Origin of the sequence: Desulfoluna sp. (genome assembly GCF_030145185.1) — a bacterium.
In the GTDB taxonomy this organism is placed as follows: Bacteria; Desulfobacterota; Desulfobacteria; order Desulfobacterales; family Desulfolunaceae; genus Desulfoluna.
Genome location: NZ_JAQYWB010000016.1, coordinates 58,256 through 74,454, shown reverse-complemented (window position 1 = coordinate 74,454; position 16,199 = coordinate 58,256). Strand labels below are relative to the sequence as shown.

At 58.6% G+C, this 16,199-nt stretch carries 10 protein-coding genes; 4 read left to right on the top strand and 6 right to left on the bottom strand.

The genetic code is table 11. From position 1 onward, the window contains the following. Positions 1-451 precede the first annotated feature (451 nt). From Q1Q75_RS07010 to Q1Q75_RS06995, 4 genes are all read left to right on the top strand, one after another. Positions 452-712 carry a FeoA family protein gene (locus Q1Q75_RS07010; protein ID WP_300668625.1) on the top strand — a complete coding sequence of 87 codons (261 nt, stop codon included), beginning with the start codon at positions 452-454 and terminating at the stop codon, positions 710-712. Further along, a complete protein-coding gene (locus tag Q1Q75_RS07005) occupies positions 700-1,911 on the top strand; it encodes a FeoB small GTPase domain-containing protein (protein ID WP_300668623.1) in 1,212 nt (403 codons plus the stop codon). The genes Q1Q75_RS07010 and Q1Q75_RS07005 overlap by 13 nt, the downstream gene beginning before the upstream one ends. Before the next feature lie 102 nt (positions 1,912-2,013). Next, positions 2,014-3,039 carry a methyltransferase gene (locus Q1Q75_RS07000; protein ID WP_300668621.1) on the top strand — a complete coding sequence of 342 codons (1,026 nt, stop codon included), beginning with the start codon at positions 2,014-2,016 and terminating at the stop codon, positions 3,037-3,039. 64 nt (positions 3,040-3,103) lie between these two features. Continuing rightward, entirely contained in the window at positions 3,104-4,126 is a 1,023-nt protein-coding gene (locus tag Q1Q75_RS06995; protein ID WP_300668620.1) for an AraC family transcriptional regulator, read from the top strand. 76 nt (positions 4,127-4,202) lie between these two features. On the opposite strand, the gene Q1Q75_RS06990 is transcribed toward Q1Q75_RS06995, so the two are convergent. From Q1Q75_RS06990 to Q1Q75_RS06965, 6 genes are all read right to left on the bottom strand, one after another. Beyond that, on the bottom strand, positions 4,203-4,820 hold the full coding sequence (locus Q1Q75_RS06990) for an ATP-binding cassette domain-containing protein (RefSeq protein ID WP_300668618.1): 618 nt from the start codon (positions 4,818-4,820) through the stop codon (positions 4,203-4,205). Beyond that, positions 4,817-5,581 (bottom strand): ABC transporter permease, encoded by a 765-nt coding sequence (locus Q1Q75_RS06985; RefSeq protein WP_300668616.1) that lies wholly within the window; start codon positions 5,579-5,581, stop codon positions 4,817-4,819. Before Q1Q75_RS06985 ends, Q1Q75_RS06990 begins: the two co-directional genes overlap by 4 nt. Continuing rightward, positions 5,562-6,557 carry an ABC transporter substrate-binding protein gene (locus Q1Q75_RS06980; protein ID WP_300668615.1) on the bottom strand — a complete coding sequence of 332 codons (996 nt, stop codon included), beginning with the start codon at positions 6,555-6,557 and terminating at the stop codon, positions 5,562-5,564. Before Q1Q75_RS06980 ends, Q1Q75_RS06985 begins: the two co-directional genes overlap by 20 nt. A 619-nt stretch (positions 6,558-7,176) precedes the next feature. Further along, the gene (locus tag Q1Q75_RS06975; protein ID WP_300668612.1) at positions 7,177-9,036 is read right to left on the bottom strand and encodes a thrombospondin type 3 repeat-containing protein; all 1,860 of its coding nucleotides are present in this window, start codon (positions 9,034-9,036) and stop codon (positions 7,177-7,179) included. Positions 9,037-9,180: 144 nt separating this feature from the next. Continuing rightward, positions 9,181-11,502 (bottom strand): right-handed parallel beta-helix repeat-containing protein, encoded by a 2,322-nt coding sequence (locus Q1Q75_RS06970; RefSeq protein ID WP_300668611.1) that lies wholly within the window; start codon positions 11,500-11,502, stop codon positions 9,181-9,183. Positions 11,503-11,568: 66 nt separating this feature from the next. Further along, positions 11,569-16,047, bottom strand: coding sequence for an Ig-like domain-containing protein (locus Q1Q75_RS06965; protein WP_300668609.1), 4,479 nt, complete (start codon positions 16,045-16,047; stop codon positions 11,569-11,571). Positions 16,048-16,199: the final 152 nt, after the last annotated feature.

Genomic DNA, 16,199 nt, shown 5'->3' with positions numbered 1-16,199 from the left:
CCCCCATCCGACATTTGAATAGCCCGGAAAGCAAGAAACCGTCATAGGGCTTGTGATGCGTGTTGAGATTCCGTAATGAATTTGTCTGAACGAAAAAGATTTCGTGTGGTGTGAAGGAGGGGCGTCTCCTTTGTCGGGAAAACGTATTGCGATGAGTACAACAAGGTTAAACAGGACCCCGACACCCATATGAACGCTTCCCTAACCCGGCTCGCCCGAAGGGTGAGAAAAGCGAACAGATAACCGTGAATTGCATTTTGTATTTTTGAAATAACTGAATTTTCCACAATAAAATATTACAATAACTGCATATTCCCTAAGTCTATCGCTTTCTCATGAAATATCCGGGCTAAGGTATGAGACGGAGGAGAGTATGGGAAAAACCTTCTGGACGAGGTATTTTATGTTCAGCATTTCAGAGGCAACCCGAGTTGCAGGAAGGGGTTTGAAGATGAAACAAAAGAGTCAGGAACTTTCGTTGGACCGAACCGGGACCGGCCATCGGGTATGCATCAAAAAGTTGAACGGGGGGCGGCATTTTATCAGCAGGGCCACCGGTATCGGTTTTACGCCGGGTGCCCTGGTGGTTGTCCTCCAGAATTACAAGGTGGGGCCGCTCATTGTTTACCTGCGGGACACCCAGGTTGCTATCGGTCGCGGTGAAGCGCGAAAAATCATAGTAGGGAAAGAGCCAACGTTATGTCGAATATAGCAGCAGCTGTGCAAGAGCCGGTTTTCACCGTTGCCGTGGCGGGACAGCCCAACACGGGAAAATCCACGTTGTTCAATACCCTCACCGGCTCCAGCCAGCACGTGGGGAACTGGCCGGGCAAGACCGTGGAAAAAAAGAGCGGCATTTTTGAGACAGACGACGCCGTGTATAACGTGGTGGACCTGCCGGGGACCTACAGCCTCTCTGCGAACTCCCAGGAAGAGCTGATCGCCCGGGAGTTTATTGTGGAGCAGCGACCGGACCTTATCGTGGTTGTGGTGGATGCCTCTCAGCTGGAACGCTCCTTTTATATGGCGGCCGAGGTTATGTCCATGCACGTGCCGGTGCTCATCGCCTTGAACATGATGGATGTGGCCGAAGCCCAGGGGAAACGAATCGATGTCGGACACATGGAGGCGGCCCTGGGGGTTCGTGTGGTTCCCATGACAGCGTCCCGACAGGAGGGGGTTGCCGATTTGATCGAAGCCATCGAAGTGGGCAGCACCCGGGGGGACACCATGGAAACCGGGACCTGGGGCATCGACGGGGCGCTTCAGGATACCTTCGACGAGGTAAAGGGGCAGGTGGCGGATCACCTGCCCGACGGGTACCATCCGGACTGGGTGGTGCTTAAGCTCTTAGAGCAGGATGCGAAGCTGAGCGGTTTGGTGGAGAAGGCCATGGGGGCGGACCGGTGGAGTGCTGTCCGTGACTGCATGTCCTCCTTCGTGTTTGGAATCCTGGTGTTGATCGGGATCCTTGAGGATGTCGGGTATCTGCCGAGAATGGCCTATGTCGCGGATGTCCTCATGAACCGCATCGGGCTCCATGGCAAGTCCTTTATGCCTCTGTTCATGGGGTTTGGCTGCAATATCGCCGCGGTGATGGGGACCCGTGTCATCGACTCGTCGCGACAACGGTTTTTGACTATTTTCCTGTCGTCTCTGATTTGGCCTTTCTCTTTGCCATTTTGTTTTCCATCCCATGTTACTCCACCGTGGGCGTCATCTATTTTGAAACCAAGTCCATCAAGTGGACGGCGGGAACGGTGGCCTATTACACCCTTCTCTCCTTTGTCTGGGGGATGCTGGCCTACCGCGTGGGGCTTCTTCTGTTTTGAGTCCGGAATGATTCTGTGCCCTGGCGAAGTGGCTGAGGTGCAGAGATTTTATGATGATTATGCAGTGATGAAAAGCTGAAAAAGTTAGGATTGCCAAAAACATCTTGACATGCCTTTAGGGTCTTCGTAGCATAGCCAGCAATATAACCGATACGTTTTCTTGACTGATAAGGAACAACTTATGAATTTTCCGGAACTTACCGTTGATTTTAAAGACACGTGCAACATGCTGTTTACCGCAAAAATGCCTCAGATTATTGGCACGGCCGTTGACCTGAACCTGTTTGATACCCTGGCCGCAGAGCCCATGGGGACGGATCGCCTTGCCCGTGAGCTGGGCACCGACTCCTCCATGACTCAGTCGTTGCTGGAGATTCTTCGCGAAGGGGGGTATCTTGCCGCGAAGGCGGGACATTATTCTTTGAACCCCGTCGCCCGAGAGTTTTTCGTCTCGTCTTCTCCGGCCTTTCAGGGAAGGGTCCTGAAGTCCATGGACAAGATGTCCACCCTCCTTGGCAACGCGCGAGAGATTATGACCCAGGGTGGGCCCGTTCACGATGAGACGCTGTGGGCCAACGAGGAGATGATGGAGACGATGTTACAGGGAGGACGAGGGGGCAAGGTACAAAGCGCAGCAGCCTTTGTCTCATCCTTACCTGAATTTTCTTCCATGCGTCGCATGTGCGATATCGCGGGTAGCTTCGGGTATTTTTCCATGGGTATCCTGGATCGTCATCCTGACCTTTCAGCGGTTGTGTGCGATCTGCCGGAGGTGGCCGAAGCCGCCGGATCGTATATTGCAAAGGCGGGATACGAGGGACGCCTTGAGGCCCGCGGTGTCGATCTGGGGGCAGGTGGGGACTTTGGGACGGGGTATGACCTGGTGTTTGTTTCCAACTATCTCTACGAGTGGAGCCTTGATCATCGCCTCGTTGATTTCCTGAAGCGTGTTCGTGTTGCCCTGAACCCAGGCGGGGTATTCGTCTCCAGGCACATGACCCTGGATGTGAGCGGGGAGGACCTCAAGAGCCAGTTGATGATGGAGTACATGACCCGTCTCGGGGGGTACCCCACCCACGCCATTTCTGAGGCTCGGCTTACCGAGGCGCTGACGCAAGCCGGTTTTTGTGATTTTACCGTGAGAAAACCCGAAGACGGGTCCTACGACAACACCTTGGATTTCGCCGCACGCGTGGCAGCATCATAGCTGCGGTGCCTCTTCACGTCCCCCACGATGCCGATGGATGTCCTTTAAACAGATGAGACCCCCCATGGAACGAGACATGCTCCAGGAGAGACCAGGCGACGGCGCGGCTTTTTTTTACAGTGATTACCGAAAAACGTCCAAGACGTCTCCCTATGGAGAGGTGACAAGTACCTTTGCCGGGCTTCCGGGAGATTCCGCCCGCTATGAGGTGATTCCTATCCGCCGTGGGCTTTATATTACGGTGGGCCATTTCTGTATAAGCCGGCCGTTGGTGTTGGATTTTGAAATCATGGGAGCCCCCATCGATTTTGAATACTGGCTCAGCGGATCCGGGGAGTGCCGGATGGTAGGCCTGGGTCCGGGCCCATCGGTACATCAAAGCGGTGCCGGTACCATGAACGCTAGCTATGCCCCGGACACTTCGGGGCGTTGCCTGTCGGTGGGAGATGCAGAGATCTGCATCGTGGGGCTCTCTGTGGACCCGGTGCTCCTTTTCACCCTGGCGGGGGAGGGGACTGCGGGTTTCCCCCCCCGGCTTCGCCCTACCTCCGAGGGCCGGCTCAGGGACAAGTTTACTCTTAAAGAAACCCTTTGCCCGGCCATGCAGTCAGTCTGCCACCAAATCCTGACCTGCCCGTTTGCCGGGGGGTGTCGGGACCTCTTTTTGGAGAGCAAAGCCCTTGAGCTTCTTGCTCTGCAGGTAAACGCCCTGGCGTCGTCCCCAGAGGTTGCCCCCCGAGGGCTTACCCGGCGGGACACCGACAGGATCCATGACGCTCGGGATTGCCTGGTCTCGGATTTGAAAAACCCACCCACCATTGCCATGCTTGCACGCCAGACAGGAATTAACGAAACCAAGCTCAAGGCAGGATTCCGAAGCGTTTATGGCACCACCATCTTTGACTACCTGAGGCGCCATAAAATGGAGGTGGCCCGCACCTGGCTGGAAGGGGGCGGGAAAAATGTCAGTGAAGCCGCCTACGGGGTGGGGTATGCCAATGTCAGCCACTTTATCAGGGCCTATCGCACTGTTTTTGGCGTGAACCCCGGGGATTATGTGAGGCACAGCCGGTTGGTGACGTCCTGATCCTTATGAGGTTGTTGGGTCTGATTCTGCAAAACCTATCCCTTACAACAGGCAAGAGGCTCGTGAAATCTCCGGGTTAAACAGCGTGGCGCATCAACGGCTCTTTTGCTTCTGGCACGCTAACCGTGCGCAGCCCGAACCCGTCCAGGGGCTCCAGCTGGTGGCTGACCATGAGCAGGGTGAGGCCTAGGGAGGTGACGTGGTCCATGACACACGCCGCCACGCGTGTTTGCCACGCCGGGTCCAGGCCGGCAAAGGGTTCATCTAACAAAATCAAGTCGGCCTGTGCCGCAAGGGCACAGGCGATCCCCGCCCGTTTTTTCATCCCGCCACTGAGTTCTGCAGGCATGCATCCTGCGGCCTCGCCCAGCCCCATTTTTTCCAGCCAACCCAAGGGAATCTCTCCTGCGTGGACCATGTCCCCGCGACCGGCAATAAACAGAAGATTTTCCCTGATCGTCATCCAGGGGAGCAGGGGGGGCTCCTGAAAGGCGTAGCCAATCTTGTCGGTGGCTACGTGGCAGGTGCCTTTTGCGGGTTTGATGAGGTCGGCGGCCAGATGAAGCAGGGAGCTTTTTCCAGAGCCCGAAGGGCCGGAGAGGCACACCGCTTCGCCGGGTTTCATGTGCAGAGAAAAGTCGTTGAGCACCGGTGTGTGACCGTATCCGATGGAGATTCCATGCATCTTAATCATGGCGTTTTCCTTATCATATGCAGGGCCTGTTTTTTCAAAGGGGTGATGACCCCCACCTCCAGCAAAATACCTAAGCCGACCAGGGTGAGAGCCCAGGCAAAGAGGGTTTCCATTTCAAGCATGCGATAGGCCCAGTAGATCTGGGCACCCATGCCTGTGGCGGATCCGAAGAACTCGGCTACGGCCGCTGTCTTCCAGCAGGAGCCCAGGGCAAAGGAGAAACCTCCTAAAAAACCGGGGAAGATCCCCGGCAGGATCACGCGGCGGAGGATGGCCGTGGGGGCGATGCGATGGACCCGGCACATCGAAAAATATTCGGCGGGCAGGTGGGCCGTGCTCTGGGCCACCACGGCAAAGAGGGGCGGGTACAAGGCGGCAGTCACCACAATAAAGGGGACGGTGCTGCCGCTGCCCACCCAGACCATGAGCAGGGTGATCCAGAGGATGGGCGGGGTGGACTGGCACAGGGTGACCATGGGGGCGAGAAAAGCCATGGCCCGTTTGGAAAGGCCCGCAGCAATGCCGGTAATAAGGGCCAGGATCACCGTGGTGACGAGGGCGGCACTGGCCCGGGCACAGGTGATGGCCAGGGCCTGCCAGAACCCCGGGTTCATGCATAGTTTAGCTAAGGCCCGGAGGGTGGCTCCGGGCCCCGGCACCAGGGCCTGGCCCATACTGAGGCTGATGGCGATCCAGGCCATGAGCAAGGTGCCCACGGACAGGCCGCTTACCACGCGGGATTCAGAAAAGAGTGGCTTCAAGGTCTGCCTCCGATGGCGCGTGATCCGGCAAGATGACGTCTAAGTAGGCCTTCAATTCACTTTGAACCTCCCGTGCGCGTTCCACCAGGATGGCGTCTCGTTTTAACGAGGCGGTGACCAGCTCAGGGGTAACGAATCGGGTGAACGCTTCGGGCAGCACCGCGGCTCCGTCCTCGGGGTGCTGGGCCAGGGCCTCACCCGCCTTTTTTAATTCATCGAGGATGGCCTCGGCCAGGCCCGGATGCTGTGTCAGAAGTTTTGTGTGGATGGCCAGGCCTGCGATGGGCATCCGGGGCTTGCTCTGACGTACGTTTCCGTAGAGGGTTTCCACGTTCTCCCCCACCTTTAATCCCGGTACTTTCATCGTGAGAATACTGACCATGGGCTCCGGCACCAGGGCTGCGGTGATTTTGCCCTTCATCAAGAGCATGGCCAGCTGGCGCCCCTGTCCCGGCTTGAAACGGATGGGCCGATCGCTTTTCAGGATGGATTGGAGAATTGGCACTGCAGGGGAGCCTGTCGGTGCGTAGGAGAGCGTCTCACCTTGATAGTCGGCAAAGTGCAGCCGGGTCTCATCGGTGGAGACCAGGTAGAACTTACGCCAGGCTGTGACGGCGAGAAGCTTGACCGGGGCACCGCGTCGGGCGGCCTGAACGAAACCGTGGGTCTGGCCGAGCCAGAGGTCTCCTTTTCCGGCCAGGACGTTGCCCCGCAGATCGTCGATGGTTTTCCATACCTTGACCTCTAAGTTGCAGTGGGAAAGGAGGTTCCCCTTGCGGGCGGCATACCACAGGGGCAGTTGGGGTGTGGTGGCCAACCCGGAGGTGTAGAAGGTAAGAGTCGGCAGGTCCGGGTTGTTCCCCAGGTGCAGGCCCGACGCCGGAGCGGCCTGGACCGGTGGCGTTATCGGAAACAGGAGATAATGGCCAGAAAAGAGGGCCGCCGTGATGAGGAGGATGCGTGTCAGGCGTTTCATGAGATGATAAAAACTCCATGCTGTGTCGTCTTGGATTTTGCAATATTTACCCGCAAGCCGGGTGATTCTGGCCCCAAGGGAGATGCGCTTTATTAACGGCCGATAAGTGATGTGTCAATATATATCTTAGGGTGACGCTAAAATGTTTGGAAAGCCAAAATAGATATAAACAAGGGAATGTTTGTAAATGCGGCTCCCTGTCTTTTATCTCAACTTTGGGGCCAGGTGCGCAATAACCTGTGAGGTGTCGTCGGAGGGGACCTCGCCGGAAACTTTGGGCCTTTGCACCTGGGTATCGAGGGTGAACCCTGCACAATGGAGGTTGTGCAGGGTTTTTCCGTTGGGTTGATGATAAAGCGGCGCTTAGCCCGGATATTTCACGAGTCGAGTGCATCCATATTCAAGGCATCAGGGCTGCAGATGTAGTGGTTTACCTCAAGGCTCTGATAACGCGGAAGATGGGTGCACTCGGCTCGCCCGAAGGGTGAGAAAATCGAGTAGAAAACGTGAATTACATTTTGCATTTTATAAATATCTAAATTTTTCACAGTAATAACCTTTTATTGGTGTAACAGGGTCGTTTTCTCATGAAATATCCGGGTTAGGCCCAATCCCTTGTCTAGGGTTTCAGGGTGTTAATAAAGCACCCTCCGGAGCCCCCGGAGCCGCCGGATGTTTCGGGCTCTTCGGACCAGCCCACCGCATAGGTGGAGAAGTGATCCAAAAGGACAGCGAGGGTCTGGATGGTTTTGCCGTTGCGAGTGGCCGACGTGACGACGGTGCCGCCCCTGGCGATGTCCATCTGGGTGCCGTTGACCTCAGCGGTGCCATCAATGCCAGCCAGCACTTTTTTGCGGGTGCTGCCTTCCAGATAGAAAATCGTGGGGGCTGCGTTTGCCGGGGCAGCGATCTCCAGGAAGACCAGGGCTGGTTTGGAAAGGTTCAGGGTTTCCATCGCGTTGCCTGCGGAGAAGAGCCATAGCTCGCTGGTTCCCAAAAGGGTGGAGAGGGCTCCTTTCTTTTTCGGGGGGCAGATCACGGATCGGGGAGGGTTGATGGCTCCGGTGTAAGGGGCACCTTCTATGGTGATGTGGGTGCCAGCTCTGAATTGAATGTCAACGGTGATGGGGTCACTTGCCGTTGCTTTCGGGGAGAGGAGGCGGGTAGCCAGGGGCAGCTTTCCATCGGCGATTTCAATGCCGGTCTCGGAATGCAGGTGAAGGGATCGAGATTGACCGTTTTTTTCTTCCAAGGTGACTTTTACCCCCGGGTGGTGGGCCAGATTGCCCAGGCCCAATCCGTTCAGCTGAGCGTCGGTGAGCCCCCCGTCGGACAGGGTGGAGCCCATGTCGATGGCGTTGAGGGCTTCGGCTGTGGGCAGCTGGGACTCGTTGAGGGCCAGGGGTTGGTAAAGGGCCACGGACAGCTCAGGGTTTTTCACCGTGAAGCTGCCGCCGGTTTCGCCGTTGGCAAAGAGGAGCTCAAGGGTGTACTTCCCTTCGGCCAGGCCTTTGGGGATCAGAGCCTCAACGGTATCCGCCGTGATTTTTTGGGTGTGAAGGGGCGTTTTTTTGTTCCCCTGTTTAATAAGGACCTGCTTGATGGAAAAGAGGGTCAGCCGTTCCCCCTGGAGGGTGAGGACCGTATCTGCGGTGTTGGCGATGCACGGGTTGGCCACGGCCAGGAGCACAGGGAGTATGTCGCCGGGGTTGGAGCCATTCTGGTATTCGTCCCGGTCGCAGATGCCGTCACCGTCGCTGTCCGTATCGATGCCGGCCGTGGTGGTGTTGCCGAAATGCGCGATCTCCCAGGCGTCGTCCATGCCGTCGCCGTCACGGTCTGAGGTTTCGGGGTCGAACGAGAGGTGGCCATTTTCGATGAGGGCTCCACTGGCCTTGCTGTCGATGATGACGGGGTAGGCCGCGGGTGACTCGGCTGCCTGGGTCGCGTCGGCGGCCAGGAGCACGGGAATGGTCTCTCCTCCCGCCGCATAGCCTGCGCCTGTGTCGCTTAAGGTGGTTGGGCGGATCCGGATGGGGTAGATGGCCTTGGGATCGGCCCCCGGTTTTAAGGCAAAGGTGAGATGAAACAGGGTCTTTGTTTCTGAGGTGGCAATACACCGGGCCCCTGCGATGGCGACCCCGGTGCCGTCAATCTCGTTCCAGATCACCGGCGTCTTCTGCAAGGGAGGAATTTCGGGGAGGGGCTGGGTCTTGGCCGTGGTGAATTGCTCCTTAAAAGGGGCAAAGAACTCACTTGTTACGGACTCCAGGTTGAGGGCTGTGGTGTCGAACGCTAAGGTGAAGGCGGTGCCGGCCACGGATTCGACGAGGGTCTCCCCCAAGTCAGAGAGGGTGATGGGCAGCAGGCGTCTTCCGTTGGGCCCTAAGGTGGCGGGCCCGGCCGTAATGGTCATGGCGGCGGTCTGTGTCGCCAGTCCCAGGAGCAGGGCCAGCAACAGGATGCATTTCGATTTCATGGTGTCTCCAAAGTGTTAAAAATGGTTCTTGCTTCATCGTCGGTTCCGGCATCGGTAAATCGATGGAAATCGTACGTAAAAACCTGTTTGTTTAACTTCTCATAAGGTTGTCCCCCGGCAGGGCCGCCGGAGGTTTTTTCGCGTTTAGTCTTCTTCTCCCCGGCGGATGCCCGCCGTGATCTCTAAGGCCCGGATGGCATTTGCCAGGCCGATCTTGCCGTCGCCGTCCGCATCGAATGTTCGAAGCAGAGAGGTCCGCTGAGTGGCCAGGGCTCGGGCTTTTTCTCTCTCCTTTTCGGCGGTGACCGAGGTCAGGGCGTTGGTTATCTGGATTTCCACCTGCTCCTGGGTCAGGAGCCCTTCGGTGGCTTTGACAACGGCTTTGTCTACCTGGGCCTGGGTGGCCACGGCGGTCTGGGTCAGGGCAAGAATGCCCAGGTGGTGTCCCTTGCCTTTGACGAGAGTGAGGTCCTTTTTAAGGGTGTCCAAGGCCGGGGCGGTGATCGTGAGAGCTCGGGTTCCGGAAAGGGTCGCCGCCACAGGCATCCGGAAGAAACCGGTGGTTGTCGGGCTCCCGTTTGCGCCCCCTTCAAGGGCGATGTCGGCATCACGCACCGGTAGGCCCGTGTGCCCGGCGATGGAGACGGTGAGAAACCCTGAAATGGCCGGGACGTATTCCACCGCACCGATATCGGGGATGCCGGTGCGGGCTGCGCCCAGCTGGTCTTTTCCGGGGGCGCAGGTAGCCGAGGCGCTGTTGATGGCAGGACTTCCCGCCAGCAGGTGGTGGACGCCGTTTGTCAGGACCGGAGCGAGCACCGGGTCAAGGGGGCTTGGGGTGGTGCCCGCCAGGTCGTGGCTCGTGCCGTGGGTGATGCCGGAGGCTCCGTCGACGCGTTGGATGAGGTTGTACCCGTCGGAGGTAACGGCACCCTTGATGTCGTGGGCGGGTTTTTTTCCTTCATCCCGGTTGCCCGCAACCAGGCATCCGGCAAGGGTGAGGGTTTTGCCGGAATTCACCTTAAGGCCGCCGCCTCCGTCTGAGCTGATTGAAGGGGCTGTGACGCTGTTTTTGTATACCGTCACGTGGGTGAGGTGCGCTTCGCCCCCGTAGAGCATGAGGCCGCCGCCGCTTTTTATGGCGCTGTTGCCTGAAAAGGTGGTGCTGGTGATGGATGCGGGGGTATTTGAGCTCTGGATAAAAACAGCCCCGCCGTTTGCCGCACTGTTGCCTGTGAAGGTGGTGCTGGTGATGGCAAGGGCGCTGCCTGCATGGTAGACGGCTCCCCCCTTGGCGCTTGCGTAACTGCACGAGTTATTTTCAAACCAACATTTATCAAGGGTGATGGCTCCCGTGTTGTAGATGGCACCTCCATAGGAACTTGTTGAGGTCGCTGTGTTCTGGAGGTCGCGCAGGGTGCAGTCGGAAAGGGTCAGGGTTCCTTTGTTCCAGATGGCCGCGGATCCTTTGGCCGTTGTGATTGAGTGTTGAATGAAGAGCTGGCTGATGGAGACGGAGGCACCTTCATCGATGGTCAGCAGGCGGTCGTTTGTGGAATCATCCGAGGGTGGGACGTACCCCTGGAGCGTAGCGGAAGCGCCTTCTTCAGCCGCAAGGGTCAGGTCCTTGTCGATGGCAAGGCCGGTCTCGGTGAAGGTGCCGAAAAGCACCAGGCGGTCCCGGGCCCCAGCCCCTGCGATGGCTGTTGCAAGGGTGGAAAAGTCCTTGCCGCTCCCTACGGTGTGGGTGCGGATAAAATCGATGGTGAGATCGGAAGTGATCGCCCCTGTTACCTTTGAGACGTCATCGCTTGCGGCAAAGGCGTCGGCCGTAAAGGTGACGTTAAGGTTCGTCACGTCGGTGTCGTGGGCTGTGGCCTGTCCGGCCAGGGCAAAGGAGAGCTCGGTGTCGCTGACCTTGGTGAGGGTGGCGGTGAGGCCCTCGGGAAGATTGGCAATGACGGCTTTGGTTTCGTCATACACGGCCCCGTTGTCTCCGGTGAAGGTGTCATTGGCAAGGGTGACGGCAAGGGGGGCTGGGGCCAGGCTGCCGTCGTCGGTGTCGGTTTCTATAAAGGTTTTTTTATTGTAGGTGAGTTCGGGATTGGGGGTTCCCGTGGCCTCGGCTACCGTGGCACCGCCTTCGCTGTCACCATTATATTGGGCATAGTTTTTTAAGGGGGGTGTCTCCGATGCCGCCTCGGCCTCATCATAGTATAAGCAGTCAAAGACATCGTCTTTTGGCTGAATCTGCCAATAGCCATAACTGTCGTCAAAGGCCAGGTCATGGGTTCCGTTGCTGTAGACCGGTTTTTTACCTTGGATTCGTTCGGTGAGGGTGTAGCGGCCATCCACATCCGTGGAGCCACTCACCACGTAGTCCGCGGCCAGGGCGGCGCTGGCAGTTGCCAGCAGGAGCACGGCGGCAAAGGGGAGGAGGAATCGAAATATTTTTTTATTCATCATGAAATCTCCTAAGGGACAGGCCCCCGGCGGGTTCGCCGGGGGCTTTTTGTCGATTTATTCGTGTGATCAGGGCTCGGTTTTTGCCGTTTTTTTGAACAAATAGAGGACATCTTTCATGTCCACCCGGCCGTCGGTGATGTGGTCCAGTGTTTTGGGGTCTTCAACCGGGATACGCACCTGGATTTTCAGGCCTTGGATGATGGCCTCAGGGGTGGCCTCCGAAAGAATCGGGGACTCGGAGTCTGGCACCAGGGTGAATCGCAGGGACCAGTCGCCCAGGGTGCCGCTCTTTCTCTTCTCTTCATCCACCACTTTTAAGGTCCAGGTGCCCGCTACGGGTTCTCCGTCGAAGCGACTCAGGGGCTCTACGGGGATGTATGAGGCGTTGCGGGGGCCTGGGTAGTCGTCCCAGCCCGCAGCGGGGATGGCGGATATCCCTTGCTTGACGCCCACGGCGGCTTCGTCGTCAAAGGTGGTGTTGGCGTAGTCGTAGCGGGCTCCGCCGACCTGACTCACCAGGCGTACCCGGGTCCCTTTAGGGGAGATCAGCTCCAAGGTGAGGTCGTAGATCCAGCGATGTTTCAGGTTGAGGTTAAGGTTCAGGTCGTGGACCCATCCCGGATGGGTGACACAGACGGTGGAGGAGAGCCCTTGGGGGTCGCCGTCGGGAATGGGAAGGGGCGCTCCGTCTCGAAGGGCGGTGAGTTGTGTCTCGCCCACGGTAAGGGTCACCACGCCCTGGGTCTCGGCTTTGCCGTCGCTGACGGTGTAGGTGAAGCTATCAGGACCGGAGAATCCCGGGGCCGGGGTATAGGTGATTGTGTGGTTGGCGTTGGCCTGGGCCGTGCCGTGCCCCGGTTTGGAGACGGAGGTGACGGACAGGGCGTCTCCATTGAAGTCAAAGTCGTTGTCCAGTACGGCCAGGGTGACAAACTCCCCTGCCATGTGCACGGATTCGTTTTTCACGGTGGGGGGGACGTTTTCAGACAAAGGGGTCAGGCCGATGGAGAGGTCCCAGGAGTCTAAGCGACCGTCGATGTATTCCCCCTTGTCGTAGAGAACCAGGGTCCAGTCGCCGTAGACAGGCTCCCCGTCCAGCTTGGAGAGGGGCTCGGCGGGACGGAAGCGCCCGGTGTAGGGTTGGCCGCCGGGCTCGATGGCGTTGGGGGCCTCGTCATCGAGAATCGTGCCAGTGAAGTGGTGTTGATAGAGCATCTGCTCGACGTAGCCCAGCAACTTGACGTGGGTGCCGGAAGGGGAGATCAGCTCGGCCCGGATGTCTCGGTTGAAGTCGTGGCGGATGTTGAGGGTCACGTCGATGTCCTGGACAATGCCGCCTGCCGGGACGTGAATCACGGAGCGGACCCCCGTGGGGTCATCGTCGGGGATGATCAAGGCGGGTTTTTCCACATGGGGGTAAAAGAGGCTCCCTTCGCCCACGGAGACGGTGAGTTCAGCTGTGGCGGTGGCCTCTCCGTCGCTGATGGTGTAGGTGAAGCTGTCTCTGCCGGTGAATCCGTCGGCGGGCACGTAATGGATACGGAGCCCGTCCTCTGTGACGGTGGCGGTTCCGGAGGCCGTCTTCGCGGTGACGTCGGTGATGGTGAGGGGGTCTCCATCGGCGTCGGTGTCATTTTCTAAGACCCGAATGTCAATGGGGGCACCTGCGGCGGTGGCCGAGGCGTCATTATCCGTTTCGGGGGCGCGGTTTCCTTTCACGGTGACGGTGACCGTTGCTGTGGCATCCTTGATTCCGTCGGACAGGGTGTAGGTGAAGGCATCTTCGCCTTTGAACCCTTTGTCCGGGGTGTAGCGAATGCCGTCGCCAGTGATCTCGACGGTACCGTGTTCCGGGGTGCCGGGGTCGGTGAGGGTGAGCGCGTCTCCGTTGTAGTCAAAATCGTTGGCCAGCACCGGGATGATGACGGGCTTCTTGAAGATCTCGGCCGTGTCATCTTTGGCCACAGGGGCGGTGTCATCGCTCATGGGGGCGTATCGGAGGGTGAGCTCCCAGTCTTTAAGTTTGCCCTGGGCGAGTTTGACGCTGTCTTCCACCTCCAGCTGCCACTGCCCAAAGACAGGCTCTTTGTAGAGTCCGCTCAAGGGGATCACCGGCCGGTAGGCGTCGGTGAAGGGGGGCTCTCCTTCGATGATCATGAGGTCCGCCTCGTCATCGAAGACGGTATCAACGAAGTTACCGGCGAGAAAGTTACCCTTGACCATCCCCTGGAGCCTGTTGAACAGGGGAATCCGGGTACCCTGGGGGGAGATGAGGGTGGCTTTGAGGTCGTTGACGTAGGAGTGCTCGATATTCAGCCGTACCCGGGCACCCATGAACATACCCCCACGCTTGACGTGGATGGTGGAGACGGCTTTGCCTTTGCCGTCGGGGATCAGCAGGTCGTTTTGCTCGGAGGCAAAGGGGGTCTCTTCCTGCCCCACGGCTACGCTGATGGCGGCGGTGGCAGAGACTGCGTTGTCGCGGACCGTGTAGGTGAAACGATCCAGGCCCGCGAATCCGGCATCCGGGGTGTAGGCGATGGTTTTCCCGTCTTCAGAGATGACGGCCGTGCCGTTTGCCGGGGACTCTACCTCGGTGAGGGTGAGCTCGTCGCCGTTTAAATCCCTGTCGTTTTCAAGGGGTTGGAGGATGACGGCGGTCTCGCGAGCCGTCTGGGCGTTGTCGGCAGAAGGCAGGGGCGGTTGGTTTTCATTTTCCGCCAGGCTTCCGTAAAGGTTGAGGTGCCAGGAGTTGAAGCTGCCGGTGTCCCCGCTGTGGTTGTCCGCGACGGTGAGCGTCCAGTCTCCTTGTGAGCTCTCACCCCAAGTGCGGACGGTGGTGAACTTCCATCTGAGATAGTTGGTCTTGCTGTCTTTTCGGGTTTCGGCCAGGACGCTTTTTGTGCCCGAAGGGGAGGTGAGGGTGACGGTAAAGTCCCCGCGGAAGGGGTGGACGGCGGTGAGGACCACCTCGGCGTGTTCCATGCGCAGATCCTGGGTGACATGAAGGGTGGAGGACACCCCAGCCTCGTCAAAGTCCGGCACGGGCTGGTTGACCTCCACGGGGCCGTATGGAAGCTCTACGGCAGGGGGCAGGGTCGTCCAGTCCGGGGCTGTGGCCCGGTCCACGGCGGCCTCGGCATTGACCAGGCCGAATCCGTATTTGTGGTTGACGTGGAGGCCCGCGCCGTTGTTTGTCCAGTCTTCATCCTCCGGGTCGTTTTGGGTGGCGGTGTGCACGAGGATCTCCTGCACGTCCCGCCAGGTGAGCTCGGGTTTGGCCTGAAGCAAAAGGGAAATTACCCCGGAGACCAGGGGGGTGGCCGATGAGGTGCCGCCGAAGTCGTTGGTGCATTCTGTGGCACTGTAGCCGTTCTGGCCGGTGAGGTCCGTGGTGGTGATGCCGATCTCATCTCCGTTGCTGGGGGCGGTAATCAGCATGGAGGCGCCGGGCTCGCTGTAGTAGGACTGGACCCCGTTGATGTCCACGGCCCCGACGGCGATGGCGTATCTTGACGAGGCGTAGCCGTTGTAGTTGACGTTGTTGTCGTATTGTTTGCCGTTGCCCGCGGCGAATACGTAGATATTTCCCTTGCCGTTTCGACCGGTTTTGATGCTCTCGGCGATGGCTTCTTCATAGAGGGGGCCAGGGGCCACGAGCATGGTGGGGTGGGGGCCCCAGCTGTTGGAGTAGATGTCGATCTCCTCTGGGTGGTAGGAGAGGGCCGTGGCCTCGTCGGCGTCGGTGGTGGGGCCACTGATGAGCCGAAGCCCGCTGACCTTTGCGTCGTAGGCCGCCCCTACGCCGCATATACCGTTGTTGGCCACCGCAGCCACCACACCCGCCACACTGGTGCCGTGTTTGTCGGTGCCGTATTTGCCTTTGATGGCAGGGGAGGGGTCATCGTCTTTGTCGTTGAAGTCGTGGCTGAGTTCGGGAAAATAGTTTGCGTTCAGATCCGGGTGGCTCCCCTGGAGGCTGTCATCCACCACCCCCACGAGGATGCCCTCTCCGGTGTATCCCTTTTCCCAGGCCTCTCGGATGTGGATGTCGCTGCCTTCATACGAACCGTTGAGATGCCATTGATCCTTGGCCAGGGGGTCATTGAAGTCGGGCGTTTTGACCTCATCGTCGCTGAAATTCCATTTTGCTTTTTGCTGACGGTACCAGAGGATACGCTTGTCCTCGCGCATGAGGCGACGTACCACACGGGACGTACCGGCCTCCGATGAGTTCGTCAGACGGAGGAGGTGGGTCCGGGGCAGAGAACCGACCGGGCCGACATATTCGGCCCCGAGATCACGGGCCAGGTCTTGGACCGATGTCTCCGGGGTGACCTTGACCACCCACTCTTCGGTGGCCTTTTCAGGTTCCCGGATTTTTTCGGCCCCTGGGGCGTCCAAGGGGATTCGGGGTGCGGTCCCGGTTTTTTTTGTTTTGAGAAACGCTTTGTAATCCATGGCCGACGGGGGGGCGGCATAAAGGGGCGACCCTCCCAGACCCAGACAGAGGAGCGGGATCAAGAGATAATGAAGATGGCGCATAAGACGTCTTTCCAGCCGGGGCAGAGGGGCAACGGTATCGATTCTGATATCCTGAGGATCAGGGTCAAAACAGAGGGGTCCAATCGGGTGGAGAGCGCGATACCTGTTTCCGTCTTTCACGTGGCCGAGCCATTGTATCCGCAAAAGAGAAT